Raw genomic sequence first — 25,709 nt, forward strand, 5'->3', positions numbered from 1 at the left:
CCCTGGATCAGTTGCGGGCTGCATAGGACTGCAGCGGCAGGTTGTAGGTGAGGTCGACGGCGGTCTCCACCGCTTCCGCCAGGCCCAGGCGCCCTTCGGCGACCAGCCGGGCGAGGAAGCCGGCGTCGATGCGGCGGGACAGATCATGGCGCGCCGGAATGGAGGCCAGCGCCCGGGTGTCATCCACGAAACCGCTGGTGTTGTAGAACCCGGCGGTCTCGACGGCCGATTCCCGGAAGCGCCGCATCTGCTCGGGGCTGTCGAGGAACCACCAGGGCGCACCGAGCTTCATGGCGGGATAGCATCCCGCGAGCGGCGCCAGTTCCCGGGAATACACCGTTTCATCCGTGGTAAAGGCGATGAAACGGAAGTCCTTGTTCATGCCGAAACTGTCCAGCAGCGGCCGCAGCGAACGTGTGAACTCGACCCTGACGGGAATATCGAAGCCCTTGTCCGGACCGTAGGAGCCGTAAACCCCGTGGGAGTGGTTCCGCAGCACGCCGGGGTGGAATTGCATGACAAGGCCGTCCTCGACGGACATGCGCGCCATCTCGTAGAGCATGTTGGCAGAGAACGCCTGGGCCTCCTCCGCCGTCACTTCCCCGCGCAGGGCCGCAGCGAAGATCCGCCGCGCTTCCGACGCCGGCAACGGAGTGGTGTCCGCCAGCAGATGGCCGTGATCCGTGGCCCTTGCCCCGGCGGCGATGAAGGCACCACGCCGTTGCCTCAGCGCGGACAGGAAGGACTCATAGTTGGCGACCTCCACACCGGAGACGTCGGAGAGCATCCTGACCTCGTCGGTCCACCTGTCGTGGTCCACATGCAGCAGGGAGTCAGGGCGGAAAGTCGGGACGATCCGTCCCGGCCCTAGCAAGTCGCCGAGTTTGTCATGGGCGGAGAGGTCCGAAAGCGCCGAGTCGGTGGTGGCGAGGATTTCCACGTTGAAGCGGTCCAGGATGGCGCGCGGGCGGAACGCCTCGGTCTGGAGTGCTGCGGCAATGGAGTCGTACAGGGCATCGGCGCTTGCTGCAGACGGCTGCATCTCCGCGCCAAAGACTACGGCCAGTTCGTGCTCAAGCCAGTAACGGGTGGGCGTTCCCCGGAACAGCTTCCAGTTTTCGCAGAAACGCCGCCAGATCAGGCGCGGATCCTGCTCGGTCAGTGCCGGATCGTGGCGGGAGGCGACTCCAAGCTCGCCGGGCGAGAACCCCTGCGAAACGAGCATCCGGACCAGGTAGTGGTCCGGAGTAATCAGCAACTCCGTGGGATTCCCAAAGAATTCGTTGTCAACGAACACCTGGGCTTCAACGTGGCCATGCATGGACACAATCGGGAGCGCCTCGACCGCGGCGTAGATCTCCCGGGCGACGCCGCGTGTTCCGGATTCCGCGGGAAGCGCCCGATCCGGATCGATGGTCCATTGTGGGGACTCAGTCATGAAATTGCCTCTCTTATGAAACAAAATGCAACGAAATTCGACATCTGGACTAATTACCAATATGCCCCTCAATTCCCGACAAATCAATGAATCAGACGATTCTCCGGGACATTCATGACGCCGCGAGCTCGCAAAGGACGAAAGTTTGTTGCAACTCTTGACAACGCTATGCAAACGATTGCAGGATGTGATGACCCCCACAGGGCGGCCCTGAGACAACGACGTTAGGCGAAGCATCCATGAAGGGATCGATCACGGTTCGGGACGTGGCGAAGGCGCTGGGCGTCTCGGCGTCGACGGTGTCCCGTGCCCTGTCGTCCTCCGAACTTGTCGCGCCGCGCACCCGGCAGCAGATAGTGGACAAGGCCCGCGAGTTGGGTTACAGCCCGAACAATGCAGCCCGCGGTCTAGTGACCGGGCGCAAGGGAACCCTCGGGCTCGTCGTGCCGGATCTGGAAAACCCCTATTTCGCGTCCGTCACCAAAGGCGTCCAGGCGAGGGCACTTACGGCCGGATACTCGGTCTTCGTAGCCGATTCCGACGAAGACTCCCGGGTGGAGCTGGAGCTGGTCCGCAAGCTCAAGCCCCAGGTGGACGGACTGATCCTGTGTTCTTCGCGCCTGTCAGACCAGGATCTGGCCTCGCTGGTCCACAACACTTCCGTGCTGCTGATCAACCGGCGGATGGACGGCCTGCCCAATATCACCTTGAACGACGGGGAAATGGTCCGCCAGGCCCTGGAGCACCTGCACGCCCTGGGGCACCGGCACGTCGGCTACGCCGGCGGGCCCACCGGCTCATGGTCCGACCGGCAGCGCCGCCTCGGCATTGAACAGGCTGTCCCCGGCCTGGACGGGCTGGAGGTCCTGTCACTGGGTTCCTTCGCCCCGGTCTTCGGGGGCGGCCAGTCCGCCGCGGACCTCGCCGTGGCGGCCGGTGTGACGGCCGTCCTCGCCTACAACGACCTCGTGGCACTGGGCATCGTCGCCCGGCTCAACGCCCGCGGCATCAGCGTCCCCGACGAGATGAGCGTGGTCGGCATCGACGACATCAACGCCGCCACCCTGGTGTCGCCCGCCCTCACCACGGTGCGGGCTCCCCTGCGCAAGCTGGGCAGCACCGCCGTCGACCTGCTGGTTGACAGCTTTGCCTCCGCCTCGGTGCCCCGACCGGCCGAAACCCTGCCGATTGAACTCGTGGTCCGGCAGTCCACGTCTGTACCTCCGTCCTCCACACAAGAGCGTCCGTCCGGCAATGTTGCCGGGCGCAATGAAAGGAAATCCCATGCGAGCATCTAAACGAATCCAGTGGGCCGCGACCCTCGGCGCGGCCGGCCTGCTTGCCACCGGCTGCGGCGCCCCGGGAAGCGACGCCGGATCCGCCCCGACGCTATCGGCGGGCAGCGTTCCGGAGAAGCCCGCCAAGGCAGTCACGCTGAACATCCTCGATGTTGCCGGCAACAAGCAGCTGACCGGCGCCATCTTCGACCAGTTCGCCAAGGACCACCCGGACGTCATTTCCGCGGTCACCTGGGAGACCGCCGGCGCCCCCGACATGGCCGGCAAGGTCAAGGCGCAGCAGCAGGCCGGAAACCTGAAGATCGACCTCGTCCTCACCGGCACCGACGGCCTCGCCGCCGGCATCAGCGAGAGCCTGTTCGCCCCGGTCGCCAAGGACTACAAGGACCGGCTCGGCAACATGGCCAACTACCAGGAACCGGCCGCGGAAATGCAGAAGCTCGCCCAGGACCAGGGCGTCGCGCTGACCTACTACCCCTCCGGCCCCCTGCTCGAATACAACCCGGACAAGGTCCCGAACCCGCCCACCACCGCGGAGGAACTCCTGACCTGGGCCAAAGAAAACCCCGGACGCTTCGGCTACGCCCGTCCCGCGAACTCCGGACCGGGCCGGACCTTCCTGATGGGCCTGCCGTACATCCTCGGCGACTCGGATCCCAAGGACCCGGTCAACGGCTGGTCCAAGACTTGGGACTACCTCAAGGCGCTGAACCAGAACGTCTCGACCTACCCCACCGGCACCGGCGTCACCATGAACAACCTCAAGAACGGCACCTGGGACATGGCCATCACCACCACCGGCTGGGACATCAACCCCCGCGCCCTGGGCCAGGTCCCGGAAACCTTCAAGACCCAGGCCCTAAAGGGCTTCACCTGGGTCACCGACGCCCAGTACGCCGCCGTGCCCAAGGGCGTCTCGGCGGACAAAATGTCCGCCATCCTGCAGGTCCTGCAGTACGCCCTGACTCCCGAGCAGCAGGCCAAGACCTACGACACCGGCTACTTCTACCCCGGACCGGCCATCAAGGACGTCAGCATCGACCTGGCACCGCAGAAAAGCCAGGACGTCATCAAGAAGTTCGGCCGCCCCGAGTACGACGCCCTGATCAAGGACAACCCCAAGGCAACCCCGATCGACGCCGCCTCCCTGGTCAAAGCCTTCGACACCTGGGACACCCAGGTCGCCACCGGAAAGGTCGAACAGAAAAAATGAGCATCCACGCCACCAGCTTCGAGACACTCGAACTTGAGAATGTAGCGCGTTCGTTCGGAGGACAGAATGCACTCCGGGACCTCAATCTCTCCATCCGGAGCGGGGAGTTCATCGCCCTGCTGGGTCCCTCCGGCTGCGGCAAGTCCACGGCCCTGAACTGCCTGGCAGGCCTGCTGCCCCTCACCGGTGGCCGGATCCTCATGGACGGCAAGCAAATTGACCAGCTGCCGCCGGAGAAGCGCGGGTTCGGCATGGTGTTCCAGAATTACGCCCTCTTCCCGCACCTCAGCGTGGAGAAGAACATCGCCTTCGGCCTGGAAATGCGCAATGTGCCGAAGGCCGAGATCAAGCAGCGCGTGGCGGAAGCGATCGAGCTGGTTCAGCTCGGCCCTCATGCCTCGAAACTGCCCGGCCAGATGTCCGGCGGTCAGCAGCAGCGCGTCGCCATTGCCCGGGCTGTGGTGCTGCGCCCGCCGCTTGTGCTGATGGATGAGCCGCTCTCCAACCTGGACGCGAAGCTGAGGCTGGAGATGCGCACCGAGATCCGCCGCCTGCACCAGTCGCTGGGACTCACCACGCTGTACGTTACCCACGACCAGGAAGAGGCACTGTCCCTGGCGGACCGCCTGGTGGTGCTCCGCCTCGGCGAGGTGCAGCAGGTGGGCACGCCGCGGGAGCTTCACGAGCATCCGGTCAACTGGCACGTCGCGGACTTCATGGGATACCGCAACCTGCTCGAGGGCGTCGTCGAGCGCGTTCACGGCGGTGCCGTGACCGTCTCGGTGCTGGGCACTGCAGTGACCGGATCCGCGAAGGATCTCCTCCGGGCCGGCGACGCCGTGAAGGTGGGCCTGCGCCCCGAGGACTTCGACATCGCCCCTGCAGGAACGGTGGCTGACGGTCTGGCGAGCATCACCGCCACGGTGGAAGTCGTCGAGTACCAGGGCCGGGAGTTCGCCGTCGAGGCACGCGCCGACGACGGCCAGGCGCTCCACGTGCGCACCTCGCGGCACGTCGAGCCCGGGCAGCGGGTCACCCTGACGGCGTCCCACGACCGGGTGCTCGTCTTCCCGGCAGAGCTGGCCGGGGCCCGGACCGCGGAGGAGCTTGAGGGGGCCGTGCTGTGACGGTGACAGGGCGGAAACCCGGCCGGCTGGAAAGCGCCCCGGGCACCAAGCCCGCTCTGTCCCACCGGCTGGCGGAGCGCGGAATCGACAAGCTCCTGCTCTTGCTGCTGCCGGCCCTGCTGTTCGCGCTGGTGCTGTTCGTCTACCCCTTTGTCTACGGCCTGGGGCTGTCCTTCCAGCCGAAGACCGGCGGCCTCTTCGGGGCGTACATCAAGTTCTTCACGGACCCGTCCGTGCGCGGCCTGGACTCGATCTGGGTGACCCTGCAGCTGGCAGTCCCGGCCGCCCTGATCAACGTGCTGGCCTCGGTTCCGATCGCTTACAAGATGCGGGGCAAGTTCCGAGGCAAGCGGGCCCTGACCACCGTGCTGGTCATTCCGATTACCCTCGGCACCGTGCTCACGGCGGAAGGCCTGCTGAACTTCTTCGGCCAGCGCGGCTGGCTGAACCGCTTCCTGGGCGTCCTCGGCTTCGAGCCGCTCCAGCTCGTGCAGAACTACTGGGGCGTGCTCTGGTCCCTGATCATCTCCGGGTTCCCGTTCGCTTTCCTGCTGATCCTGTCCTACCTGTCCGGCATCGATCCGTCGCTGGAAGCGGCTGCCCGCACGCTGGGCGCCGACTGGAAGCAGCGGTTCCGTCGGATCACCCTGCCGCTGCTGGCTCCTGGCCTGGCTATCACGTTCTGCCTGACCTTCGTGCTGGCATTCAGTGTTTTCCCCTCGGCCATCCTCGTGGGTGACCCGTCCGGATCCACCCGGGTCATCGCCTACGTGGCGTACAACGCCTGGGGCCAGCAGTTCGACTATCCACTCGCGTCCGCGGCGGCAATCATCATGGGCGCCGTGGAACTGATCGTCATCGTCCTGGTGCTGATCTGGCGTTCACGCATGTACAAAGGAACCACCGGAGGTAAAGGCTGATGAGTCTCACGCTGAAACGAAATCCCAAAGCTGCGCCGGCGCCGGCCAAGCGCCCCTTGGCGGCCTCCCCCGGAACTTTCCTGATCTGGGGCGGCATGGCGGTCTTCCTCATCCTGCTCCTCGGCGTCGTCTCGTCCGTGGTGGTGAACTCCTTCGCGCGCGAATGGTTTGATACCTGGCTGCCCTCGGGCTACACGGCGTCCTGGTACCCCGCGGCGTGGAAGGAGTACGACCTGGGCCAGGTCATCGGCACCACCGTGACGGTGGCGGTCGCCGTCGTCGGCATCTCCGTCCTGATCGGCGCGCCGGCCTCCTATGTGCTGGCCCGGCGCAACTTCCCCGGCAAGAGCATCCTGATGCTCGTCTTCCTGCTGCCGATCATGATGCCGCCGATCACCTACGGCATCCCGCTGGCCACCCTGCTGACGTACTACCATCTGGCCCCCGGCCTGACCGGCGTCATCCTCGCCAATCTGGTTCCGTCCATCCCGTTCGTGATCCTGACCATGACGCCCTTCATCGAACAGATCAACCCGTCCATCGAGTCCGCCGCCCGGATGTGCGGCGCCAACATGCTGCGGCTGTTCACGAAGATCCTGGCACCGCTGCTGATCCCGGGCATCCTGGCCGCGGCCGTCCTCGTCCTGGTCCGCACGGTGGGCATGTTCGAACTGACGTTCCTGACCTCTGACTCCACCTCCGACACCCTTGTGGTGGCACTGTTCACGGCGATGACGGGCGCCGGGATCCGGGCGCAGCAGTCCGTGGACGCGATGGCCGTGGTCTACATGCTCATGATGATGGTGATGCTCATCGTGGCGCTCCGGTTCGTCAATCCGACCCAGCTGGTTTCGCAGGTCCGCGAGGACACGGACTGACCCGTCACGGAAAAGCGTCCGCCCCCTCGCTTCGGTTGAAAGGCCATCCATGTTCACGACCACATCCACCGCCACGGAGAGGCTCTCACTCGCTTCGCTGGCGTCAATATCCGGCAGGGAAGGGGTGTCCGGGCCCGCTGTCGACCCCCGCGCGCTGAGTACGGGGATGGTCCACTTCGGTGTGGGCGCTTTCCACCGCGCCCACCAGGCGGTCTACACCGAGGACGCCGCCGCGGCCTCCGGCGACACGGGCTGGGGCATCCTCGGCGTCACGGGACGTTCGGCGCGGGTGGCAGAACAGCTCCGCCCGCAGGACGGACTGTATTCGGTGCTTACCAAGGCCCGCGGTTCGGAGTCGCTTCGAGTCATCGGCTCGCTGCGTAAGGTGGCATTTCCCGGGGCCGACTCCGAAGACGTTCTGCAGGCCCTGTCATCGGAAGGCGTCCACTTGGCCACCTTGACCATCACGGAAAAGGGCTACCCGCGCACTCCTGGTGGCCAACTGGATGTTTCCCACTCCGGGATCGCGGCGGACATCGCGGCTCTCAGGGAGGAACTTGCGGGCCGGTCCTTTGCCGGTCCGGCCCGCACCCCCCTGGGGCTGCTGGGCCGGGGGCTGGCGCGGCGCTTCGCGGTGTCCGGCGCCCCGATTGCGGTGGTGTGCTGTGACAACCTGATGTCCAATGGCAAAGTCACCGGCAGCCTCCTGCGCGCCTTTGCCGAGGCCGCGGGGGCACAGGGGCTGCTGGAATGGCTCCAGAACTCCGTCACGTTCCCTTCCACCATGGTGGACCGGATCGTTCCTGCCACGACGGACGCGAACCGGCTCGAAGCCGAGCGCATCCTCGGCGTCCGGGACGAGGGCCTCGTCGTCGCCGAGCCGTTCGGGCAGTGGGTGATCGAAGACGCATTCCTTGGTCCTCGCCCGGCCTGGGAACTCGCGGGCGCGACACTAACGCAGGACGTCGCTCCCTTTGAAGTCGCCAAGCTGCGGATGCTGAACGCCACACATTCCCTTCTGGCCTACCTCGGCGCGCTGCGGGGATATCCGACCATCGCCGACGCCGTCGCCGACGACGCCCTGGTCCGGGAAGCCCGGCAGCTCCAACGCGATGACGTGATCCCCACGCTGAGCGCACCGGTCGGACTCGATCTGTACGAATACGGCGAATCAATCCTCACCCGGTTCGCGAATCCGAACCTTGGCCACACCACCATCCAGGTGGCCATGGACGGATCTCAAAAGTTGCCAGTCCGCGTCCTCGGCACCGTAGCGGACCGGCTCAGGGCCGGTGACGTGCCCTATTCCGCAGCCTTGCTGCTTGCCGCCTGGATGGTTTTCATCTACCGCGGACGCGACGTCAACGGGAAGGCCCTGGCCCTGGATGACCCGATGGCAGATGCCCTGCGCGAGGCAGCCGCTGGATCCGAGGCTGGACTTGCGGACAGGCTTCTGTCACTCAGTTCGATCTTCCCCGAGGAGGTGTCCACCCACGTTGACTTCCGCGGGGCGGTGGCATCCAGCGTCAGGCGCCTCTTGTCAGACGTCGCCTAGGAAAAGCCCGCCTGAGGCGCCTGTCGGCGCCTCTTTAGGCCCCGTAACCGTTGTAGCGCGCGCTGCCGATCACGATCGAAAAGATCACGATGACCAATATGGTGAGCGCGATGCCCACGTAGCCCAGCACCAGGCCCGCGACGGCCATGCCCCTGCCGGACGGCTCCCTCGTGAGGGCCATGTGACCCAGGATGACCGCCGCGATCTGCGGCAGGATGAAAAACCCGAACCCCACGAGCGCGGCAATGCCGCAGCAGAGGCTCGCGATGCTCAGGCCCTTGGGCTCGGGCGGCACCCCGTAATAGCCCGGCTGGCCGTAGGCGTTGTAAGCGTTGTAGCTTACGCCCGGCTGGCCGTACGCGTTGTAGGGGCCGCCGGGCCCGCCCGGCGCACCGTACGGCTGGCCCTGCGGCTGGCCGTACGGCTGGCCGTACGGCTGGCCGTACGGCTGGCCCTGCGGCTGGCCGTAGCCCGGCCCGTAGTACGGACCCGCGGGCGGGGCGGAGGTCCCGTCTCCCTGCGGCGGAAGGGACGACGGCGGCTGGTAGCCCTGCGGCGTCTCGTCCTGGCCCGGCGTCTGCTGCTCAGTCATGGAAGTCCCCTCGTAAAGTCCCTGGCTCCAGACTACCGCCGCCCGGTTCCGACGATCAGGAAATTCCGCGTCATAGGAACCGGATTCCCGCCAAAATCGTGTTGGGGTCCGCCCCGTCTGGCATGCTGGTGCCATGGCTAGCCGCGCGGGCACTGTTGCCCAACCCCAAGACCTTGTTGATCTCACTGCGCTCCTGGATGCGTACTACGACGTATCGCCGGACCTTGGCGACCCCGGACAGCGCGTGGCGTTCGGCACCTCCGGTCACCGCGGCTCCAGCCTGAAGGCGTCCTTCAACGAACCGCACATTTTGGCCATCACCCAGGCGATCGTGGAATACCGGGCCGGCCAGGGCATCACCGGCCCCCTGTACCTGGCCAAGGACACCCATGCGCTCAGCGAGCCGGCCCAGAACTCCGCCCTGGAAGTGCTCGCGGCCAACGGCGTAAACGTTCTGATCGACGCCCGCCACGGTTACACGCCCACCCCGGCCCTGAGCCACGCCATCCTCACCCACAACAACAACTCCCCCGCCGGGGCGCCGCAGGCCGACGGCATTGTGGTCACTCCGAGCCACAACCCGCCCGGCGACGGCGGCTTCAAATACAACCCCCCGCACGGCGGACCCGCGGACACGGATGCCACCGGCTGGATCGCCAACCGGGCCAACGAACTTCTGGAGAACGGACTGCGCGGGGTCAAACGGATTCCCGTCGCCGATGCCCTCAGCGCCGGCACCACCGGCAAGTTCGACTTCCTCAGCAGCTACGTGGATGACCTCCCCTCGGTCCTGGACCTCAACGCGATCCGCGAGGCCGGTGTCCGGATCGGCGCCGACCCCATGGGCGGGGCGTCCGTGGACTACTGGGGCGAGATCGGCGAGCGCCACCACCTGAACCTCACGGTGGTCAACCCCACTGTCGACCCGCAGTGGGCGTTCATGACCCTCGACTGGGACGAGAAAATCCGAATGGACTGCTCCTCGCCGTCGGCGATGGCGTCCCTGATCAACAGGATGTCCGAGGCCGGTCCAGGCAAGACGGCGTTCGACGTTGCCACCGGTAACGACGCCGACGCCGACCGGCACGGGATTGTCACCCCCTTCCTGGACGGACAAGGCGGGCTGATGAACCCGAACCACTACCTCGCCGTCGCAATCGACTACCTCTACCGTCACCGCACAGGCTGGAATCCGCAGTCCGTGATCGGCAAGACCCTGGTTTCCTCCTCGATCATCGACCGGGTGGCCGAAAGCCTGGGCCGCAAGCTCGTGGAAGTCCCCGTGGGCTTCAAGTGGTTCGTCCCGGGCCTGCTGTCCGGCGAAGGCGCCTTCGGCGGCGAGGAATCCGCCGGCGCGTCCTTCAACAGAAAAGACGGCAGCGTGTGGACCACTGACAAGGACGGCATCCTGCTGGCCCTGCTGGCCTCGGAGATCACCGCGGTGACCGGCAAATCGCCGTCGCAGCTCTACAAGGGCCTCACGGACCAGTTCGGCGACCCCGTCTATGCCCGGATCGACGCCGCTGCCACCCGCGAGCAGAAGGCCGCCCTCGGCAAGCTGTCGCCTGCGGACGTCACCGCCACGGAACTGGCCGGTGAGACCATCACCGCCAAGCTGACGAAAGCACCGGGCAACGGCGCGGCGATCGGCGGCCTCAAGGTGGTTACCGAAAACGCCTGGTTCGCTGCCCGGCCTTCCGGCACCGAGGACGTATACAAGATCTATGCCGAGTCCTTCAAGGGCGCCGATCACCTCAAGCAGGTCCAGGCCGAGGCTAAAGCCCTCGTCGACGGCGTCATTTCCTAGCGGTCAGGCCGTAGCGGTCAGGCCGACTTTTCCTCAAGGTGGCTGGCCAGCACCGAGCGGTCCCTGCCCAGCGATTTCGCCTGGTAGAGGGCCGCATCGGCTGCGGCCACCATCTTCGGGAGGTCCGCCCTGCCGGGGCCGGTGGCCGCGATGCCGTAGCTCACCGTCGGGAGACGCGGAATCGTGCTGGCCCGCGACGCCTCCAGGCGGCGGCTGATGTCCGCCGCAATTCCGCTGGCCACCTGCGGCGTCACCCCGGGGAGCAGCAGGATGAACTCCTCGCCCCCGTACCGGCCCACGAGGTCGGTGGACCGGACAGTGGACGTGCACGCGTCCGCAAAGGCCTTGAGCGCAGCATCGCCGGCCGAATGGCCGAAGTCGTCGTTGATGGCCTTGAAATGGTCGAGATCGGCCAGGACCAGGGAGCCGATGGTCCCGGTCCGGCTGAGTTCGTGTTCGGCCAGGTCAAGGAATGCCGTCCGGTTCAGCAGACCGGTCAGGCCATCCACCGTCGCCCGCGCCCGTAAATCCTGGGTCAACTGCTCATTGCTCAATTCGGCCATGGTGAAGGACGCCACGACCAGAATCACGGCCGAAAAGATGGTGGTCGTCGCAGATCCGAAGATCGAGATGAACACCCCGCCCTCCGGCCCGTCCGCCAGAAAGGCAACAAGGCGGCCGAGGTAGAACACGGCCAGGACGCCGGCGCCGACGGCCAGCGTGCGGTGCACGCGCGAAAAATTGTGGTCGAGCAGGAAGAGCTCACGGCACGCGAGGCCGATCAGGACGCCCATGAACCCCAGATAGACCGGGCCCCCCGCCCAGACGTTGGTGGCCGGCTGGTCCAGCACCGACGCGACGGCGGTGACGGCGGGACCGGCGGCAAGAAGCCATGCCTTGGGAACCGCGGTCCGGAGCGAACGGGCGCCGGCCCAGATACTGGCCGCTCCTGCGACGAGGAGTACGTTTCCTCCGGGGTTGGCCCACACCTGATGGGCGGTGCCGTCGAACAGATACGCTGCATTGCCGGTCAAGAACAGGAACAGGGCCATGCACCACCAGCCGCTGTAGGCGGACCGGGTGCGGCGGAAGGTGATGAAGTAAAAAAGGAGCAGCAGGGTCAAATCAACCACCGCCAAGAAGACACGCAAGGTCAGGGTGTCAAGCATCATGTTGTGGCCCCCCCGGTCCGCACCTAATAGCCCCACATTTATGGACGCAGCGTCGCGTGACCCCAGTATGGCACCCCCCGGGCCGGATTCCATGGTGCGTGCCCAGGATGTGACTCGCCTTGAGCCACCCGCGGCATCGACCGCCGGGACCGCCGCGTAGCCAGACAGCGGCCGCGGGACGCTGCTCATGCCGCTGGGAGGGTCCAGAGCTTGAGGACGCGCCGGGTCGCATGCCCGCCGTCGGGCGCCATATCCACCAGCGCGATCCGGTCCAGGACCACCACCTGACCGTCCCGCACACGCCTGTCGCCGCGGTGCGAGACGTGCGGCCGGTAGCCCGCCAGGGCGTACGCGGGAGCCGTGATCCTGCCGGGCAACGCCGCCACCATCCGCACCAGCGATTCATGGAGCGCCTGCAGCGGTTCGCTGGGCTCGATCAGGCGGACCGGGATCAAGCCGGACCTGCCGAACCCTGCTTCCCCGCCGGCGGCCAGACGGGTGCCGAGCGCCGCGGCGACTGGCGCCGCCATGAGTCCGGCAATCCTCTCGGCCAGCGCATCGGGGACCGACGCCGGCGCGCCTGCGTGACCAACTACCTCGAACTTGGCCAGCGTGACGTGCAGCGGCCAGTCATCGCGGGGAAATTCGAGCCCCTCGGTGACGGGCTCAAGGAAAGCCACCACAATCAGGTTCCGCATGGGGAAAGTCTGCCACGGCAGCCGGGCGAAGGGACGGCGGCACCCGCCTGCGAAACGCCCTGTGGTATCGGCCCCGATGCGGACTAGACTGGGAAGTGGGCACGGATGCGGCCTTGCGCTCACCCGCAGAATGCGTCCCGAGTGCCTCCGGCCTGTCCCCCATGGTGCCGGAGGCACCTCCGCGTCATGGCGAGCCGGAGGCACCTCCGCACAGCGTGCCGGAGGAACCCTGCGTCCACAAAGTGCGCGAGGCCACGGCGTCAGACCGTGCGGACGACGTCCTCGTAGGCGAATTTCGGCTTCGCGGCACCCCACGCGTCGGCAGCGGGCTGGCCGATGTTGACCACGAGGAAGCTCTTCTGGCTGCCATCGGGGAAGAACGCCTCGTCAATCGCGGCGAAGTCCGCTCCCGTCATGGGACCCGCGGCGAAGCCAAGGGACCGGATGGCGAGGATGAAGTAACCGGCCTGCAGGTGGGCGTTGTTGTTGCCGGTGGCCGCGGCGAGGTCCGGGGCGGCGTCGTACATGGCTTTGGGGGCGTTGTAGCCGGGAAGGAAGGTGTCCCACTGCTCCTGCCAGGAGGTGTCGTAGCTGAGGACGGCGACGAGCGGTGCGGAGGCGGTTTTGGCGCGGTTGCCGCTGGAGAGGGTTTCTACCAGGGCGGCGCGGGCTTCCGCGGACCGGACGTAGGTCACGCGCAGCGGCTGCGAGTTGAACGCGGTGGGTCCGAACTTGGTGAGTTCGTAGATGGCCCGGGCCTGCTCGTCGGTGACTTCGCCGGTGAAGGTGTTGGCGGTACGGGCCTCGGCAAAGATGGCGTCTACTGCGGCGTCGTCGATTACGGCTTCGTCATGGGCGATGGTCATGAGCATCCCTTTCGCTGGGCGTGCCCGCCGGGGCGGCGGCCACTGCTTACTGTCCATAGTTGCAACTTCAACTGGTGCTGTTTGCTTCCTGTGGCGCCCCGTGACGTCGGGCACACCGGACGTCCGGCACAGCGGCACCGCCGCGGGCGTAGACGCCGGAGCGGGCGGGCAAGACCGGCGCGGTAAAGTTGCTCCGGAAGATTCCTTCCCGCCCCGCCACACATTCTCTGAAAGGCTCCGGCAATGAGCATGCTCGGTACCAAATGGAAGCTCCACGGCAACGGCAGGTCCATCCGCCCCGGCGGGGTCGTCAAGCCGGATGAGCGCCTCGCCTGGCCGCTGACCATCGGCGTCGGCATGCAGCACGTCGTCGCCATGTTCGGCGCCACCTTCCTGGTCCCGATCATCACCGGCATGCCGCCAGCCACCACCCTGTTCTTTTCCGGCATCGGTACCCTGCTGTTCCTCGTCATCACCAAGGGCCAGGTACCCAGCTACCTCGGTTCCAGCTTCGCCTTCATCGCCCCGATCATGGCCTCGCAGCAGCAGTACGGCGTTCCGGGAGCCCTCGGCGGCGTGGTGCTGGCCGGCGTCGGGCTGGCCATCATCGGCGCGGTCGTGCAGAAATTCGGGGCGGGCTGGATCAACCGGCTGATGCCCCCGATCGTCACGGGCGCCATCGTGGCGCTGATCGGCCTCAACCTCGCGCCCGCCGCGAAGAACAATTTCGACGCCGCCCCGGTCACGGCCCTGATCACGCTGGCCACGATCATCCTCGTCAGCGTCTTCTTCCGGGGCATCCTGGGCCGGCTGAGCATCCTGGTCGGCGTGGTGGTGGGCTACCTCGTGGCGATGATCCGCGGCGAAGTGGACTACTCCAAGATGGACGGCGCGGCGTGGGTGGGGCTGCCGTTCTTCCAGGCCCCCGAATTCCACGTCGGCGTCGTCGGCCTCTTCGTCCCGGTGGTGCTGGTCCTGGTGGCGGAGAACATCGGCCATGTGAAGTCCGTGTCCGCGATGACCGGCCAGAACCTCGACGGCGTCTCCGGGCGGGCGCTGATGGCCGACGGCGCCGCGACCGTCCTCGCCGGCATGGGCGGCGGCTCGGGCACCACCACCTACGCGGAGAACATCGGCGTCATGGCGGCGACGAAGGTCTATTCGACGGCGGCCTACTGGGTGGCCGGCATCTTCGCCGTGGTGCTCAGCTTCTCGCCGAAGTTCGGTGAACTCATCGCCACGGTCCCGGCCGGTGTGCTGGGCGGCGCGGCGACCATGCTGTACGGCATGATCGGCGTCCTCGGCGTGAAGATCTGGGTGCAGAACAAGGTGAACTTCGCCAACCCGATCAATTTGACCACTGCCGCCGTCGCGCTGATCGTCGGCATCGCGGACTACACCTGGACCATCGGCGACCTGAAGTTCACCGGCATCGCCCTGGGTTCGGCCGCGGCCCTGGTGATTTACCACGGCATGAAGGCGATCGCGAAGGCCCGCGGCACGGTCGCGGAGCCGGAAACCGAGGAGCCCGCGGCGGTGGCTGCGGTCAGGGCCGCCACGAACGCCGCGGCCAAGCGCGCGCCGAAGAAGCGGCGCTAACGCCTGCAGCAGGCAAGCTAGCCGGCGTCGAACGGTTCCTCGTCGTCGCCGCTGCCCTTTGGTGCCTTGCTCTCCGGCAGGTCCGTGCCGGAACCGTCGGGCAGCCCCGCGGCGTCCTGGCCCGGTTCCGAGGAGAACGGCCGCCCGGCGTCGGGCTGCTCGGTGTTGGCACCATCCATCTCGGCCTCCGAGGAAGGCACTTCGGCGTCGGAATCCTCGGGCGCGTCGGCGTCGAATCCGGGCTCTGAACTGGCGTTTTCTGAACTCATTTGTTCCTCCGTTCCGCCGAAGCGTCCGGCTCCGGGTTCTCCTGCACTGTCCTGGTCTTCTGGGCCGAACTCGCTGAGGTCCAGCGCTCCTGCCGGGTAGGTCTCACCGTCCAGGCCGTCCTGGCTCAGGCCTGCGGCGTCAAACGCCTCGTCCTCCCGGGGCTGCGCGAACTGCTGCGTGTCGCCGCCGGGCATTTCCTGCTCCGCCGTCGGGGTTCCATAGCCGCCGGCTTCTTCGGCCGGGTCCTGCTGGTTGTCCTGAGTCATGTCATTCCTCCTGCTGTTGGAATCGTTGTGGAATCGGACTGGGTGGATTGCCCGGTCGCTGGCGGCACCCGGTCCCTCGAAACTATCCCAGCGAAGTAAACAGTTCCACCCTTCCGGGAAAATGGTCAGCAGACTTAGTACCAGCTTGAATTTAGCAGGCCTCAAGCCTAGGTTGAGTGTTAACTGCCCCCGCAGTCCGATCCGCGTTCACCGGGAGGTGCGCAAGTGCCCAGTCCAGAAGAGTCCACCAGACACGGACGAAACGAGTCCGTCGAGGAAAAAATGGACCGCAACTGGATGGAACTCCTGCAGGAACTCCGGGTGCTGCAGACGGGAGTGCAGCTCCTCGCCGGCTTCCTCCTCACCCTGCCGTTCCAGCAAAGGTTCGAGACGCTGGACGACGTCGAGATCACCCTTTACCTTGCCAACGTGGCGCTGGCCGCCCTCACCACGGCGCTGATCCTGCTGCCGGTGAGCGTCCACCGCCGCCTGTTCCGCCTGCGCCTCAAGGCCACCCTGGTGACGAGCGCCGACCGGATAGCAAAGGTGGCCCTGGCCGGCGTCGCGCTCCTGAGCGTCGGCACCTCCGCGCTGGTCTTCGATGTCACGGCGGGGCGGACGGCGGGCATCACCGCCGGGGCGGTGCTGCTGGCAGCCCTGCTCATCCTGCTGGTCTATGTGCCGGGCAGGCTCCGCCAACAGGCAAACAAAGGAGAAATGACATGACGAGCACCGCAGGCCACAACACAGCACACCTTCAGGAGGAACCATGAGCAAGTGGGTCAGGGAACGCGGCCTGCTGTTGGCCAACATCGGACTCTTCCTCCTCTTCTTCGGCGGGATGATCCTCAGCGGGGCCGCCGACTACAGCAATGACCAGGTGGCACACGGAGAGCAGGCGGTCACGGTGCTGGAATACCTCGGGACCGGGGCATTCCTGGAGGCGACCTTTGAGAACTGGGAGTCGGAGTTCCTGCAGATGGGCATGTACGTCATCCTCACGGTCTTCCTCTTCCAGAAGGGATCCTCGGAGTCGAAGCCGATGGGCAAGGACTCCCCGCAGGACCAGGATCCCCGGGACGCACCGCTGAAGGCAAGCACGCCGTGGCCGGTGCGGCGCGGCGGCTGGGTCCTCAAGCTCTACGAGCACTCCTTGTCGATCATGTTCCTGCTGCTGTTCCTGATGTCCGTTGCCCTCCATGCGGTCGGCGGCAGCGAAGCGTACAGCGACGAACAGCAAAGCCACGGGCAACCGCCGGTCACCGTGCTCGGATACTTCGCGACCAGCCGATTCTGGTTCGAATCGTTCCAGAACTGGCAGAGCGAATTCCTGGCCGTCGCCGTGCTGGTGGGCGCCTCGGTCTACCTCCGCGAGAAAGGTTCCCCGGAATCCAAACCGGTGGCCGAGCCGCACTATGAGACCGGCGCCTGAGCCTCGGCGGCAACGTCCGGAACCCGCCCCGCCCGGGCCGTGCGTCCCTCGGGCCATCCGCCCTAGACCTCCGGGCCATCCTTCCGGTCTCCTGCCCTGTTCTCCCGCTCATCCTCCTGCCCCTCGTCGGCCTGCCCTTCGCCGGCCTGCCGCTCGTCGGCCTGCCGCTCGTCGGCCTGGGCCGGTGACTCGTAGGTGTGATCGAAGGGCATCTTGCTAAGATCCAGGTTCTCGTTGGAGTCCTGGCCCGCGACCAGCTCGTGGGCCTCCTCCAGCGAATCCACGCTGGGCATGGAACCGAGCAACGGGCGTCCGGCAGTCTCCCTGATGAAGAAAACGGCCACGGCGCCGATCGCGGAGGTGCCCACCAGATAGTAGGCAGGCATCATGTCATTTCCCGAGGAGGCGATGAGCGCCGCAATGATGAACGGGGCCGTACCGCCGAAAATGGCGACCGCGAAATTGTAGGCAATGCCCATGGCGCCGTAGCGGCTGGCCGTGGGGAACAGCGCCGGCAACGCCGAGGCCAGATTCGCCACATAAAACGTCAGCGGAAACGCGACGAGAGCCAGCCCCAGGAGGGTAGACCAGATCTCCCCCACGCCGATAAACAGGAAGGCCGGGACCGCCAGGATCACGGTCCCGAGCGAACCGATCCACAGCACCGGGCGGCGGCCGATCCGGTCCGAGAGCCGGCCGGTGAGCGGAATGGCCGCAGCCATCGCGACGAGGATCGGAATCGTCAGCAGCGTCCCATGCAATTCGTCATAGCCCTTGGTCGCGGTCAGATAAGTCGGCATATAGGACGTCAGCGCGTAGCCCACCGTGTTGGCGGCCGCGACCAGGATCATCGCCAACAGGATACTTTGCCAGTGGGACGCAATAATTGCCACCGGACCCTTGGCCGCGGCCGCGCCCTCGGCCGAAGCCTGAGCGTCAAGGGTGGCCTGGAACGTGGGAGATTCCTCAATCTTCAGGCGGAAGTAGATGGCCACGATCCCAAGCGGCCCGGCGATCAGGAAGGGGATCCGCCAGCCCCAGCCTTCCATGGCGGGCTGGCCGAGCGTGACCTGCAGCACGGAAACCAGGGCAGCGCCGAGGGCGAAGCCCATATAACTTCCGAGGTCAAGGAAGCTGGCAAAGAAGCCGCGGCGGCTGTTGGGGGGCGTGTTCACTGACAAACGTCGTGGCGCCCGCATATTCGCCGCCGGTGGAGAAGCCCTGAATGAGCTTGGTCGCCACCAGCAGCACGGCAGCCCATATTCCCAGGGCCGAGTACCCCGGGAGCAGGCCGACGACGAACGTGGCCGCCGCCATGATCATGAGGGTCATGGACAGCACCTTCTGCCGGCCGATCTTGTCACCCAGCCAGCCGAAGAACACGCCGCCGAGCGGACGGGCGATGAAGGTCGCGGCAAAGGTCCCCAGCAGGAACAGGTTCTGCACGGTCTTGTCGGCCTCCGGCAGGAAGACCGGGCCCATGGTGGTGATGAGGTAGCCGAACACGCCGACGTCGTACCATTCCATGGTGTTGCCCACGATGGTGCCGCCCAGGGCCTTACGCATCATCGGGCGATCGACGATGTTGATGTGGTGAACCTTCAACCGCCGCGGTATGAGTGGCCGTTCTGACGGCGGGGAACCCGTGAAGTGGTGCTTCCTGTCGGCTTTGCTGTGTTCTCCACGCATGTTCCATCTCCTGCTGGTGCCACGTCTGATGAATCGTGGCCCTGGCCGGGAGTCACGGCAAGCACTCCTAGCATTATATCCGCGTGGCTAAGCGGCTTCCAGAGCTCACGGCCGACGGCGAACTCCGGCCTCAGGCGCCTTCCAGGACCTGGCTGGTGGCCCACGCGAGGTACTTCGCGGCGTTCGCGACGGCGTCCTCCGGGCTTCCCGCGAGGTCCAGCAGCTGCGCGGCGGCCACCACACCGTGCTGGGCGAGGTCCTCCGGGGTGACCAGGATGCGGCCGGCCACCACGATCACCGGGATGCCGAGGTCCCGGGCGGCGTCGGCGAGCGCAATTGGCGCCTTCCCGGTGAGGGACTGCGAATCCAGCGACCCCTCCCCGGTGATGACGAGGTCCGCCTGGGCGAGTTTTTCTCCGAGGCCGGTGAGCCCGGCCACCAGCTCGAAGCCGCCTTCGAGGGCGGCGTTGCTGAAGGCCAGGAACGACGCCGGGAATCCGCCCGCCGCCCCGGCCCCCGGAACGTTGACGTCCCGGCCGGTGGCCTGGCGCAGCACTGAGGCCCAGTTCCGCAGCCCCGCGTCGAGCAGCTCGACGGCGTCCTCGTCGGCGCCCTTCTGCGGGCCGAAGACGTGCGCCGCTCCGTCGCTTCCGAACAAGGGGTTCTGCACGTCGACGGCGATCCGGAACTTGACCGCGGCCAGCCGGGGATCGAGTCCGCTGACGTCCACGGAGGCGACATCCGCCAGCGAGCCGCCGCCCAGGGGCACCACGTTGCCCGCGGCGTCCAGCGGTTTGAGGCCCAGGGCCCGGAGCGCTCCGCTGCCGCCGTCGCTCATCGCCGAGCCGCCCACGCCCAGCACGATCTCCGTGGCGCCGGCATCCAGGGCAGCGGCGATCAGCTGGCCGCAGCCGTAGCTGTGGGCGCGCAGGGCGTTGGCCGGAGTCGGCTCCATGTGCGCCAGGCCGGATGCCTGCGCGGTTTCGAGCACGGCGGTGACGGTCCCGAAAGCGTCCTTGCGGAGGGCCCAGGCGGCGCCAAGGGGCGCCAGGATGGGGCCGACGACGGCGTTGAGCCGCTCCTCGTACCCGGCCGCGACGGCTGCCTCCAGGGTTCCCTCGCCGCCGTCGGCGACCGGAAACTGGACGGCCTCGGCGTCGGGGTAGACGCGCAAGGCACCTTCGGCGATGGCGGCGGCGGCTTCGATGGCGGTGAGTGAGCCCTTGAATTTGTCCGGGGCGATGAGGATGCGCATGGCTCTATCCTGCCAGCCCGGCCGAGGGCCCGGTGCCTGCGTCGAGGCGCGGCGTCAGCGCCGCCACTCGCCGCGTTCCTGCAGCACCGCTTTGAGCAGGTCGGCGCGGTCCGTGACGATCCCGTCCACGCCGAGGTCCAGCAGCCGGTGCATCTCGGCCTGCTCGTTGATGGTCCAGACGTGCACCTGCAGGCCGTGGCGGTGGGCGCGCCGCACAAAGCCTGGCGTCACCACCGTCACGGCGCCGTAGCTGACGGGCACCTGCAGCGCGTGAACGCCGCGGAGCACACGCGCCGCGACCAGCCGCATCAGCGGGGCAGGCAACACCGGGCCCAGCAGGACGAACAGGCCGGTGGACACGATTCCGGCAGAGCTCGCGGCCGGACGGCTGAGCTGCTTCAGCACGGCGCGGCGCCTGCGGTCCGAAAAGCTGGCAATCAGCACCCGGTCATGCAGCCCGTACCCCTCGATCGCTGCGGCCAGGGAGTCCACCGAGTTCCAGTCCTTGACATCAAGGTTCAGCCGGACCTCCGGAAAGGCCGTGACGAGTTCCTCAAACAGCGGGATCGGCTCCGCGCCGCCGATCCGGGCCCGGGCCACCGTCTCCGCCGGCAGTTTTGAGATCCGGCCGCTGCCGTCCGTGACCCGGTCCAATGTTGCATCGTGGAACAGCAGCAGCACGCCGTCGGCCGTGGTGTGGACGTCCGTCTCCAGATGCCGGAACCCGAGCTCGACGGCGGCGCCGAAGGCGGCCATGGAGTTTTCCAGGCCGGCCTGGGAGAAGCCGCGGTGAGCCATCGCGAGGGGCGCGTCGGGGGCTTCGCCGGTGGAAAAATACGGGTGGGACGTCGTCACTCCTGAAGCGTACCGGAGCCCCGGCGCCCCTGGCAGTGACCGGATCAGGAGGCGGGTCAGGAGGCGGGCGGGAGGATTTCGATGCCGTCGCTGCAGTGCAGCAGCGTGCGTCCCCGGCCGCCGTCGAGGTCTACCCAGACAGCCGAGTGGTCCTCCGTGACGGCGTGGATCAGGCCAGTGGTCTCGTAGCCGGGCGCCGTCCGGACGCTGACCCTGTCGCCCTGGCGCAGGCTTTTCCAACGGGTGTCCGGTTCGACCCTGTGCAGAGGCTGTTCGTAAGTGCTTTCACTGCGGTACCTGGCCATGATTTCCCCTCCATCAGTTGAACGATCCGTCGCGTGGTCTCAGCCTAGGACGCCAAGGTGAACGCGAGTTGACCGGAAGCTGGGAATCCGGTGACCGGCGGGCCCGAAAAGTCCGGTCAGGGCCGGGACAGGGTCAGGGAAGCCGGACTCCCAGGGCTGCGAGCTTGGCCTCGAGGATCTGGGCCACGCCGTCGTCGTCGAAGTGCGGCGCCTGCTGGCCGGCCGCGCGGATGGCTTCCGGGTGCCCGCTGGCCATCGCATACCCGTCGCCGGCCCAGCGCAACATCTCGATGTCGTTGGGCATGTCCCCGAAGGCCACCACGTCGCCGGACTCGACGCCGAGCGACGCCGCGTATTCGGCGAGGGTGACGGCCTTGTTGACGCCGGGCAGGGACAGTTCCAGGAGGGCGATGTTCGGCGCCGAGTGGGTAGCCGCGGCCAGGTGCGCGACGGCGGGCGTCACTTCGGCGAGGAACTCGTCGGCGGTGCCCTCCCGGACAACGGCGAGGAACTTCACCACCGAGTCCGACGCGGTGAGGGTGCTGTGCAGCGGCGCGGGGGTGAACTCGGCGAGCAGCTCACTGGAGCCGTTCTCGATGAACCCCGGCTCCAGGTGGAAGCCGGTCAGGGTCTCGGCGGCGAACAGTGCCGAGGGGCGGAGGCGCTGGATGATGCGGCGGGCCTCGAACACGGCGTCGATCTCCAGGCCCCGGGCCGAGATCAGGCGGTCCGCCTCGAGGTCCCAGACGACGGCGCCGTTGGAGCAGATGACGGTTCCGGTGTGCCCCAGCCGGTCCTGCAGCGGGCGCAGCCAGCGCGGCGGGCGCCCCGTGACGAACACCAGTTCCACCCCGGCTTCGCGGCAGGCATGGAACGCGCGCACGGTGCGGTCGCTGATCTTGCCGTCGTGGCCGAGAATCGTTCCGTCAATGTCACTTGCTACCAGCCGCATACTGCCAGTCTACGTGGGCGGCGTGTGCGGAGCGGGCGGCGTCGTGCGGGGCGGGCTGGCAGTCGGCGGCTGGCGGGGGGCGGCGTCGGATTCGCCGGAAGCGTGCCCGCTCGCCGGGAATTTACGGCGAATCCGCAGGCCTCCGGCGAATCCGGGGCGCGGGACGGCTGAGCGCGTCGAAACGGCCACGACGGCGGGAGGCCACCACCGGCCCGGCGCCGCCCGGGTAGCTAGGGGCGTTCGAAGATGCCGGTGAGGGTGGCCCGGGCCAGGGTGTGGCGGGAGAGCCTGGCTTCGAGGCTGGCCGGGGAGGTGCCCGCGTCCAGTCCGGAGTGGTCCACGTCGAGGGCATGGACGGTGACGATGTATCTGTGCGGGCCGTGGCCGGGCGGCGGCGCGGCCCCCAGATAGCCGTGGAAACCGGCGTCGTTCTTCAACTGCTTGACCCCCGGCGGGAGCAGCCGGCCGCCCTCCGCGCCCGCCCCCGCCGGCAGCGAGGTGACCTCGGCCGGAAGGTCCAGCACGGCCCAGTGCCAGAAGCCGCCGCGGCCCGGGGCATCGGGGTCGAACATGGTCACGGCGTAGCTCCGGGTTCCGGCCGGCGCGCCGGTCCAGCCCAGCTGCGGGGACTCGTCCTGCCCGCCGGCGCGCATCTTGCCGCTGCGCTGGGCCGGCGGAACGGCCGCGCCGTCCTGGAAGGACTCGCTGCTGACGTGGAAGGTCGGGGCGTCCTGGCGTGACATGGCCGCCTTTCAATTGTTGGGGGGATCGGTACTTTCAGGATCGGCGGACTCGGAACCCGCAAGAAGCGGAGCGCCCGCCCCCAGCTCCATCCGGTTCAGTTCCGCCCGGGTAGGCGGATTCGCGCCGGCGCGGGAGACCGTCACCGCGGCCGCCCACGCTGCGTGGGACAGGAGATCGCGGAGGCTTCCGGCGGAGAGCTCCCGGAGGTCCTTGCGGTTCTGGGCCCCGTCCAGGCTCAGGTCCGCCACCCCGGACAGCAGCGCCGCCATGAAGGAATCCCCGGCGCCCACCGTGTCCGCCACGGTCACCGACGGAGCGGGGCAGTGCGCTTCGCCGGAAGCGTTGACACCCCAGGGCCCTTCCGCACCGCGTGTCACCACCACCACGGCCGGGCCTTCCGAGCCGCCCAGCGACAGCCAGCGGCGGGCTGAGTCCAGCGGGTCCTCACCGGGATAGAGCCATTCGAGGTCCTCATCGGAGGCCTTGACCACGTCCGCGAGGGTGACGAATTTTTCGGTTTGCCGGCGCGCGTAGTCCACGTCCGTGATGATGCTGGGCCGGCAGTTGGGATCGAAGCTGATAGTGGCCGAAGGATGGACATGCTCCACGGCGGCCAGGACTTCCGCGGCACCGGGCGCCAGCATCGTGGCAATCGAGCCGGTGTGCAGCAACGTGGTGCCCTGCAGCATGAACGGCAACCGGTCCGCGAGGCCGGGCAGCTCCCAGGCGAGGTCGAAGGTGTAGCCGGCGGCGCCGTCGTCGTCGATCAGGGCGGTGGCCACGCTGGTGGGCAGCTTATCGGGCCCCCACGGGAGCAGCACGGAGCTGGTCCTAAGGTGCGCCGCCAGCGCTTCACCGTAGGCGTCCCGGCCGTAGCGGCCGATGAACTGCACCGGATGGCCCAGCCTGGCCAAGCCCACCGCGACGTTGAGGGGGCTTCCGCCCACGTGGGCCTGGCTACCGGAGGATCGCTGGACCACGTCAACAAGGCCCTCGCCGATTACTGTGAGCATGGTCATACTCTGCCAGAGAATACTTTGGCCAGAGAATACTTTGCCGGAGAACGCGGCCCGGCGCCCCGGTGTTTCGCCGGCTCCGCAGTTCGCTCAGCGCAGTTCGCTCAGCCGCGGTGCGCGTGGGACATGTCCATCGGGACGCCGGCAGCCCCGGCGTCGCCGAACCTGGCGTCGATGTGGACCACGTCCCTGCCGGCGCGGTGAAGGAGGCTGGCGGCAATGCCGGCCCGGTACCCGGAGGCGCAGTGCACCCACAGCCTCCCCGCGGGCAGGGCGTCCAGGCGCGGCAGCAGTTCATGGAGCGGGGCGTTCACGGCGCCGGCAACCCGCGACGCGGCGTATTCGTCGGCCCGGCGCACATCCAGGACGGTGTCTGCCGGATTTCGGCCCGCGAGCACGCCGTCCCAGCCCACCCGCGGATAGGAGGCGACGGCGGTCCGGGGCGCCAGCCTGTGCGGGTCAGTTCCGACGGCGGCGTCCGGGGAGTCGATTCCGATCCGGGAGAGGTCGCGGATGGCGTGCTCCACGTCCTCGTGCGATCCGACCAGAGTCAGGGCCTCCTGCCGCGGCAGGAGCCAGCCCAGGTACGTACTGAAGCTGTTGCCGTATTCGAAGCTCACGCTGCCCTGCAGGTGGTTGCTGGCAAATGCCACGCGGCGCCGCAGGTCCACCACCCACTCGCCGTTCGCCAGGCGCCGGGTGAGCTCCGCGGGGTCGAGCGATTCCGGCACGGCCAACTCCGCCGGGCCGGGGCCGCCGGCATTGGTCACGGCCATGTGGGCGTAGTAGGAGGGGTAGGCCGTGAGGTTGGCCGTGAGTTCGCGGACAAAGTGGTCCACATCCGGGTCCGTGAGGGCGTGGTTCGTGGTCAACTGCTCGCCGATGGTCGAGGATCCCGCACCGCTGGCCGGACCGGAGGAGCAGAAGGAGCCGAAGCCGTGCGTCGGAAAGAGGGCCGCGTCCGCTGCGGCCTCCTCGACCAGGCGCCGCACCGAGGAATACTGCTCGCGGGTGAGACCGATGGTGTCGGCGGCCGCAACGAGGTCCGTGCGGCCGACCGAGCCGTAGAGCAGGCTGCCGCCCGAGAAGACGGCCTGCTTTACGCCGTCGTCCACGATGAAGGAAAGGTGCGTGTGCGTGTGGCCCGGCGTGGCGACGGCCCTGACCGTGAGCGAACCGACCCGGACGGTCTGGCCGTCCGTGATCGGCTGGCGCTCGAACTTCACGGGATCCGCGGCGTTCACGAGGTAGCTCGCGCCGTGCGCCTTCGCCAGCTCGAAGCCCCCGGTGAGGTAGTCGTTGTGCAGATGGGTCTCGGCCACATGCGTGATGGCCACCCCGGCGTCCCGGGCGGCCGCTTCGACCCGGTCCGTGTCACGTTGCGGATCTATGACCAGCGCCACCGAACCGTCATGGACGAGGTAGCTGCGGTCCCCCAGTTGCCGGGTCTCGATGACAATGACATCCATGGTTCACTCCTGCGGGTCTTCTCAGCGGTGTCTGCTCAGCTGTGTCTGCTCAGCGGCGAACGACCGGGAGGCCGTCGAGCTGCCACTCGTTGATGCCGCCGGCGACGTTGACGGCGTCGTATCCCTGGTCCTCGAGGTAGGCAGCGGCCTGGGCGCTCCGGCTGCCGGCTGCACCCGGCGGCTCTCTACACCCATGATACCCCCGAGGGTATGAATACAAGCCCCGGGAGTGAGGCGGGAGAAGACCTGGATGGCAGGATGCGAGCCTCCCGCGTCCGAACGCGGGCGGAGCA

At 67.5% G+C, this 25,709-nt stretch carries 23 protein-coding genes and 1 pseudogene; 10 read left to right on the forward strand and 14 right to left on the reverse strand.

The genetic code is table 11. The annotated features are described in order from the left end of the window. Window positions 1–7 precede the first annotated feature (7 nt). Window positions 8–1,438 (reverse strand): glucuronate isomerase, encoded by a 1,431-nt coding sequence (gene uxaC, locus ABIB26_RS00675; protein ID WP_354238630.1) that lies wholly within the window; start codon window positions 1,436–1,438, stop codon window positions 8–10. A 239-nt stretch (window positions 1,439–1,677) separates the two neighbouring features. Here uxaC and ABIB26_RS00680 point away from each other — a divergent pair, with 239 nt between their 5' ends. The 6 genes from ABIB26_RS00680 to ABIB26_RS00705 are packed head-to-tail and all read left to right on the forward strand — an operon-like array spanning window position 1,678 to window position 8,429. After that, window positions 1,678–2,736 (forward strand): LacI family DNA-binding transcriptional regulator, encoded by a 1,059-nt coding sequence (locus ABIB26_RS00680; RefSeq protein ID WP_354238632.1) that lies wholly within the window; start codon window positions 1,678–1,680, stop codon window positions 2,734–2,736. After that, window positions 2,723–3,949 (forward strand): extracellular solute-binding protein, encoded by a 1,227-nt coding sequence (locus ABIB26_RS00685; protein WP_354238634.1) that lies wholly within the window; start codon window positions 2,723–2,725, stop codon window positions 3,947–3,949. The genes ABIB26_RS00680 and ABIB26_RS00685 overlap by 14 nt, the downstream gene beginning before the upstream one ends. Further along, entirely contained in the window at window positions 3,946–5,076 is a 1,131-nt protein-coding gene (locus tag ABIB26_RS00690; RefSeq protein ID WP_354238636.1) for an ABC transporter ATP-binding protein, read from the forward strand. Before ABIB26_RS00685 ends, ABIB26_RS00690 begins: the two co-directional genes overlap by 4 nt. Further along, complete coding sequence (locus tag ABIB26_RS00695) at window positions 5,073–5,996, forward strand: ABC transporter permease (RefSeq protein ID WP_354238638.1); 924 nt, start codon at window positions 5,073–5,075, stop codon at window positions 5,994–5,996. Before ABIB26_RS00690 ends, ABIB26_RS00695 begins: the two co-directional genes overlap by 4 nt. Further along, window positions 5,996–6,874 (forward strand): ABC transporter permease, encoded by an 879-nt coding sequence (locus tag ABIB26_RS00700; RefSeq protein WP_354238640.1) that lies wholly within the window; start codon window positions 5,996–5,998, stop codon window positions 6,872–6,874. The genes ABIB26_RS00695 and ABIB26_RS00700 overlap by 1 nt, the downstream gene beginning before the upstream one ends. 49 nt (window positions 6,875–6,923) lie before the next feature. Continuing rightward, the gene (locus ABIB26_RS00705; RefSeq protein ID WP_354238642.1) at window positions 6,924–8,429 is read left to right on the forward strand and encodes a mannitol dehydrogenase family protein; all 1,506 of its coding nucleotides are present in this window, start codon (window positions 6,924–6,926) and stop codon (window positions 8,427–8,429) included. Window positions 8,430–8,463: 34 nt separating this feature from the next. Here ABIB26_RS00705 and ABIB26_RS00710 read toward each other — a convergent pair whose 3' ends face one another. After that, entirely contained in the window at window positions 8,464–9,021 is a 558-nt protein-coding gene (locus ABIB26_RS00710; RefSeq protein ID WP_354238644.1) for a DUF4190 domain-containing protein, read from the reverse strand. Window positions 9,022–9,154: 133 nt separating this feature from the next. Between ABIB26_RS00710 and pgm the strand changes: the two genes are divergently transcribed. Continuing rightward, the gene (pgm, locus tag ABIB26_RS00715; protein ID WP_354238646.1) at window positions 9,155–10,828 is read left to right on the forward strand and encodes a phosphoglucomutase (alpha-D-glucose-1,6-bisphosphate-dependent); all 1,674 of its coding nucleotides are present in this window, start codon (window positions 9,155–9,157) and stop codon (window positions 10,826–10,828) included. A gap of 17 nt (window positions 10,829–10,845) precedes the next feature. On the opposite strand, the gene ABIB26_RS00720 is transcribed toward pgm, so the two are convergent. The 3 genes from ABIB26_RS00720 to ABIB26_RS00730 form a co-directional block, all read right to left on the reverse strand. Further along, on the reverse strand, window positions 10,846–12,000 hold the full coding sequence (locus ABIB26_RS00720) for a GGDEF domain-containing protein (RefSeq protein ID WP_354238648.1): 1,155 nt from the start codon (window positions 11,998–12,000) through the stop codon (window positions 10,846–10,848). Between the two features lie 185 nt (window positions 12,001–12,185). Further along, window positions 12,186–12,698, reverse strand: coding sequence for a 2'-5' RNA ligase family protein (locus ABIB26_RS00725; RefSeq protein ID WP_354238650.1), 513 nt, complete (start codon window positions 12,696–12,698; stop codon window positions 12,186–12,188). 260 nt (window positions 12,699–12,958) lie between these two features. Beyond that, complete coding sequence (locus tag ABIB26_RS00730) at window positions 12,959–13,564, reverse strand: malonic semialdehyde reductase (RefSeq protein ID WP_354238652.1); 606 nt, start codon at window positions 13,562–13,564, stop codon at window positions 12,959–12,961. Between the two features lie 243 nt (window positions 13,565–13,807). On the opposite strand from ABIB26_RS00730, the gene ABIB26_RS00735 reads away from it, so the two are divergent. Then, a complete protein-coding gene (locus ABIB26_RS00735; RefSeq protein WP_354238654.1) occupies window positions 13,808–15,163 on the forward strand; it encodes a uracil-xanthine permease family protein in 1,356 nt (451 codons plus the stop codon). Between the two features lie 17 nt (window positions 15,164–15,180). On the opposite strand, the gene ABIB26_RS00740 is transcribed toward ABIB26_RS00735, so the two are convergent. Further along, window positions 15,181–15,699 (reverse strand): prolipoprotein diacylglyceryl transferase, encoded by a 519-nt coding sequence (locus ABIB26_RS00740; protein ID WP_354238656.1) that lies wholly within the window; start codon window positions 15,697–15,699, stop codon window positions 15,181–15,183. A 225-nt stretch (window positions 15,700–15,924) separates the two neighbouring features. Between ABIB26_RS00740 and ABIB26_RS00745 the strand changes: the two genes are divergently transcribed. Together ABIB26_RS00745 and ABIB26_RS00750 are read left to right on the forward strand one after the other, a co-directional pair. Continuing rightward, window positions 15,925–16,425 carry a DUF6328 family protein gene (locus ABIB26_RS00745; protein ID WP_354238658.1) on the forward strand — a complete coding sequence of 167 codons (501 nt, stop codon included), beginning with the start codon at window positions 15,925–15,927 and terminating at the stop codon, window positions 16,423–16,425. A 43-nt stretch (window positions 16,426–16,468) separates the two neighbouring features. Further along, entirely contained in the window at window positions 16,469–17,131 is a 663-nt protein-coding gene (locus ABIB26_RS00750) for a DUF6766 family protein (RefSeq protein ID WP_354238660.1), read from the forward strand. Window positions 17,132–17,193: 62 nt separating this feature from the next. On the opposite strand, the pseudogene ABIB26_RS00755 reads toward ABIB26_RS00750, so the two are convergent. The 8 genes and pseudogenes from ABIB26_RS00755 to ABIB26_RS00790 all read right to left on the reverse strand — a co-directional run bounded on the left by ABIB26_RS00755 (window position 17,194) and on the right by ABIB26_RS00790 (window position 25,416). Continuing rightward, a pseudogene (locus tag ABIB26_RS00755) lies at window positions 17,194–18,820 on the reverse strand (MFS transporter). A gap of 130 nt (window positions 18,821–18,950) precedes the next feature. Continuing rightward, window positions 18,951–20,075, reverse strand: a complete 1,125-nt coding sequence (locus ABIB26_RS00760) for a glycerate kinase (protein WP_354238662.1) — start codon at window positions 20,073–20,075, stop codon at window positions 18,951–18,953. A 54-nt stretch (window positions 20,076–20,129) separates the two neighbouring features. After that, window positions 20,130–20,930: a glycerophosphodiester phosphodiesterase family protein gene (locus ABIB26_RS00765; protein WP_354238664.1), complete on the reverse strand. Its 801-nt coding sequence runs from the start codon at window positions 20,928–20,930 to the stop codon at window positions 20,130–20,132. Window positions 20,931–20,986: 56 nt separating this feature from the next. Further along, a complete protein-coding gene (locus ABIB26_RS00770) occupies window positions 20,987–21,235 on the reverse strand; it encodes a hypothetical protein (protein WP_354238666.1) in 249 nt (82 codons plus the stop codon). Between the two features lie 133 nt (window positions 21,236–21,368). After that, a complete protein-coding gene (locus ABIB26_RS00775; RefSeq protein WP_354238668.1) occupies window positions 21,369–22,187 on the reverse strand; it encodes an HAD family hydrolase in 819 nt (272 codons plus the stop codon). A gap of 230 nt (window positions 22,188–22,417) precedes the next feature. Then, window positions 22,418–22,930: a YbhB/YbcL family Raf kinase inhibitor-like protein gene (locus ABIB26_RS00780; RefSeq protein WP_354238669.1), complete on the reverse strand. Its 513-nt coding sequence runs from the start codon at window positions 22,928–22,930 to the stop codon at window positions 22,418–22,420. A 9-nt stretch (window positions 22,931–22,939) separates the two neighbouring features. Beyond that, the gene (locus ABIB26_RS00785; protein WP_354238671.1) at window positions 22,940–23,944 is read right to left on the reverse strand and encodes a carbohydrate kinase family protein; all 1,005 of its coding nucleotides are present in this window, start codon (window positions 23,942–23,944) and stop codon (window positions 22,940–22,942) included. A 107-nt stretch (window positions 23,945–24,051) separates the two neighbouring features. Further along, window positions 24,052–25,416: an MBL fold metallo-hydrolase gene (locus ABIB26_RS00790; protein WP_354238673.1), complete on the reverse strand. Its 1,365-nt coding sequence runs from the start codon at window positions 25,414–25,416 to the stop codon at window positions 24,052–24,054. Between the last annotated feature and the right edge of the window lie 293 nt (window positions 25,417–25,709).

This window comes from Arthrobacter sp. UYEF20 (genome assembly GCF_040546335.1).
Taxonomy (GTDB): domain Bacteria; phylum Actinomycetota; class Actinomycetes; order Actinomycetales; family Micrococcaceae; genus Arthrobacter.

Coding starts and splice junctions, on each gene's coding strand:
- uxaC (WP_354238630.1), bottom strand. CDS start 1,438: ATGACTGAGTCCCCACAATGGACCATCGATCCGGATCGGGCGCTTCCC.
- ABIB26_RS00680 (WP_354238632.1), top strand. CDS start 1,678: ATGAAGGGATCGATCACGGTTCGGGACGTGGCGAAGGCGCTGGGCGTC.
- ABIB26_RS00685 (WP_354238634.1), top strand. CDS start 2,723: ATGCGAGCATCTAAACGAATCCAGTGGGCCGCGACCCTCGGCGCGGCC.
- ABIB26_RS00690 (WP_354238636.1), top strand. CDS start 3,946: ATGAGCATCCACGCCACCAGCTTCGAGACACTCGAACTTGAGAATGTA.
- ABIB26_RS00700 (WP_354238640.1), top strand. CDS start 5,996: ATGAGTCTCACGCTGAAACGAAATCCCAAAGCTGCGCCGGCGCCGGCC.
- ABIB26_RS00705 (WP_354238642.1), top strand. CDS start 6,924: ATGTTCACGACCACATCCACCGCCACGGAGAGGCTCTCACTCGCTTCG.
- ABIB26_RS00710 (WP_354238644.1), bottom strand. CDS start 9,021: ATGACTGAGCAGCAGACGCCGGGCCAGGACGAGACGCCGCAGGGCTAC.
- pgm (WP_354238646.1), top strand. CDS start 9,155: ATGGCTAGCCGCGCGGGCACTGTTGCCCAACCCCAAGACCTTGTTGAT.
- ABIB26_RS00720 (WP_354238648.1), bottom strand. CDS start 12,000: ATGATGCTTGACACCCTGACCTTGCGTGTCTTCTTGGCGGTGGTTGAT.
- ABIB26_RS00725 (WP_354238650.1), bottom strand. CDS start 12,698: ATGCGGAACCTGATTGTGGTGGCTTTCCTTGAGCCCGTCACCGAGGGG.
- ABIB26_RS00730 (WP_354238652.1), bottom strand. CDS start 13,564: ATGACCATCGCCCATGACGAAGCCGTAATCGACGACGCCGCAGTAGAC.
- ABIB26_RS00735 (WP_354238654.1), top strand. CDS start 13,808: ATGAGCATGCTCGGTACCAAATGGAAGCTCCACGGCAACGGCAGGTCC.
- ABIB26_RS00740 (WP_354238656.1), bottom strand. CDS start 15,699: ATGACTCAGGACAACCAGCAGGACCCGGCCGAAGAAGCCGGCGGCTAT.
- ABIB26_RS00750 (WP_354238660.1), top strand. CDS start 16,469: ATGAGCAAGTGGGTCAGGGAACGCGGCCTGCTGTTGGCCAACATCGGA.
- ABIB26_RS00760 (WP_354238662.1), bottom strand. CDS start 20,075: ATGCGCATCCTCATCGCCCCGGACAAATTCAAGGGCTCACTCACCGCC.
- ABIB26_RS00770 (WP_354238666.1), bottom strand. CDS start 21,235: ATGGCCAGGTACCGCAGTGAAAGCACTTACGAACAGCCTCTGCACAGG.
- ABIB26_RS00775 (WP_354238668.1), bottom strand. CDS start 22,187: ATGCGGCTGGTAGCAAGTGACATTGACGGAACGATTCTCGGCCACGAC.
- ABIB26_RS00780 (WP_354238669.1), bottom strand. CDS start 22,930: ATGTCACGCCAGGACGCCCCGACCTTCCACGTCAGCAGCGAGTCCTTC.
- ABIB26_RS00785 (WP_354238671.1), bottom strand. CDS start 23,944: ATGCTCACAGTAATCGGCGAGGGCCTTGTTGACGTGGTCCAGCGATCC.
- ABIB26_RS00790 (WP_354238673.1), bottom strand. CDS start 25,416: ATGGATGTCATTGTCATCGAGACCCGGCAACTGGGGGACCGCAGCTAC.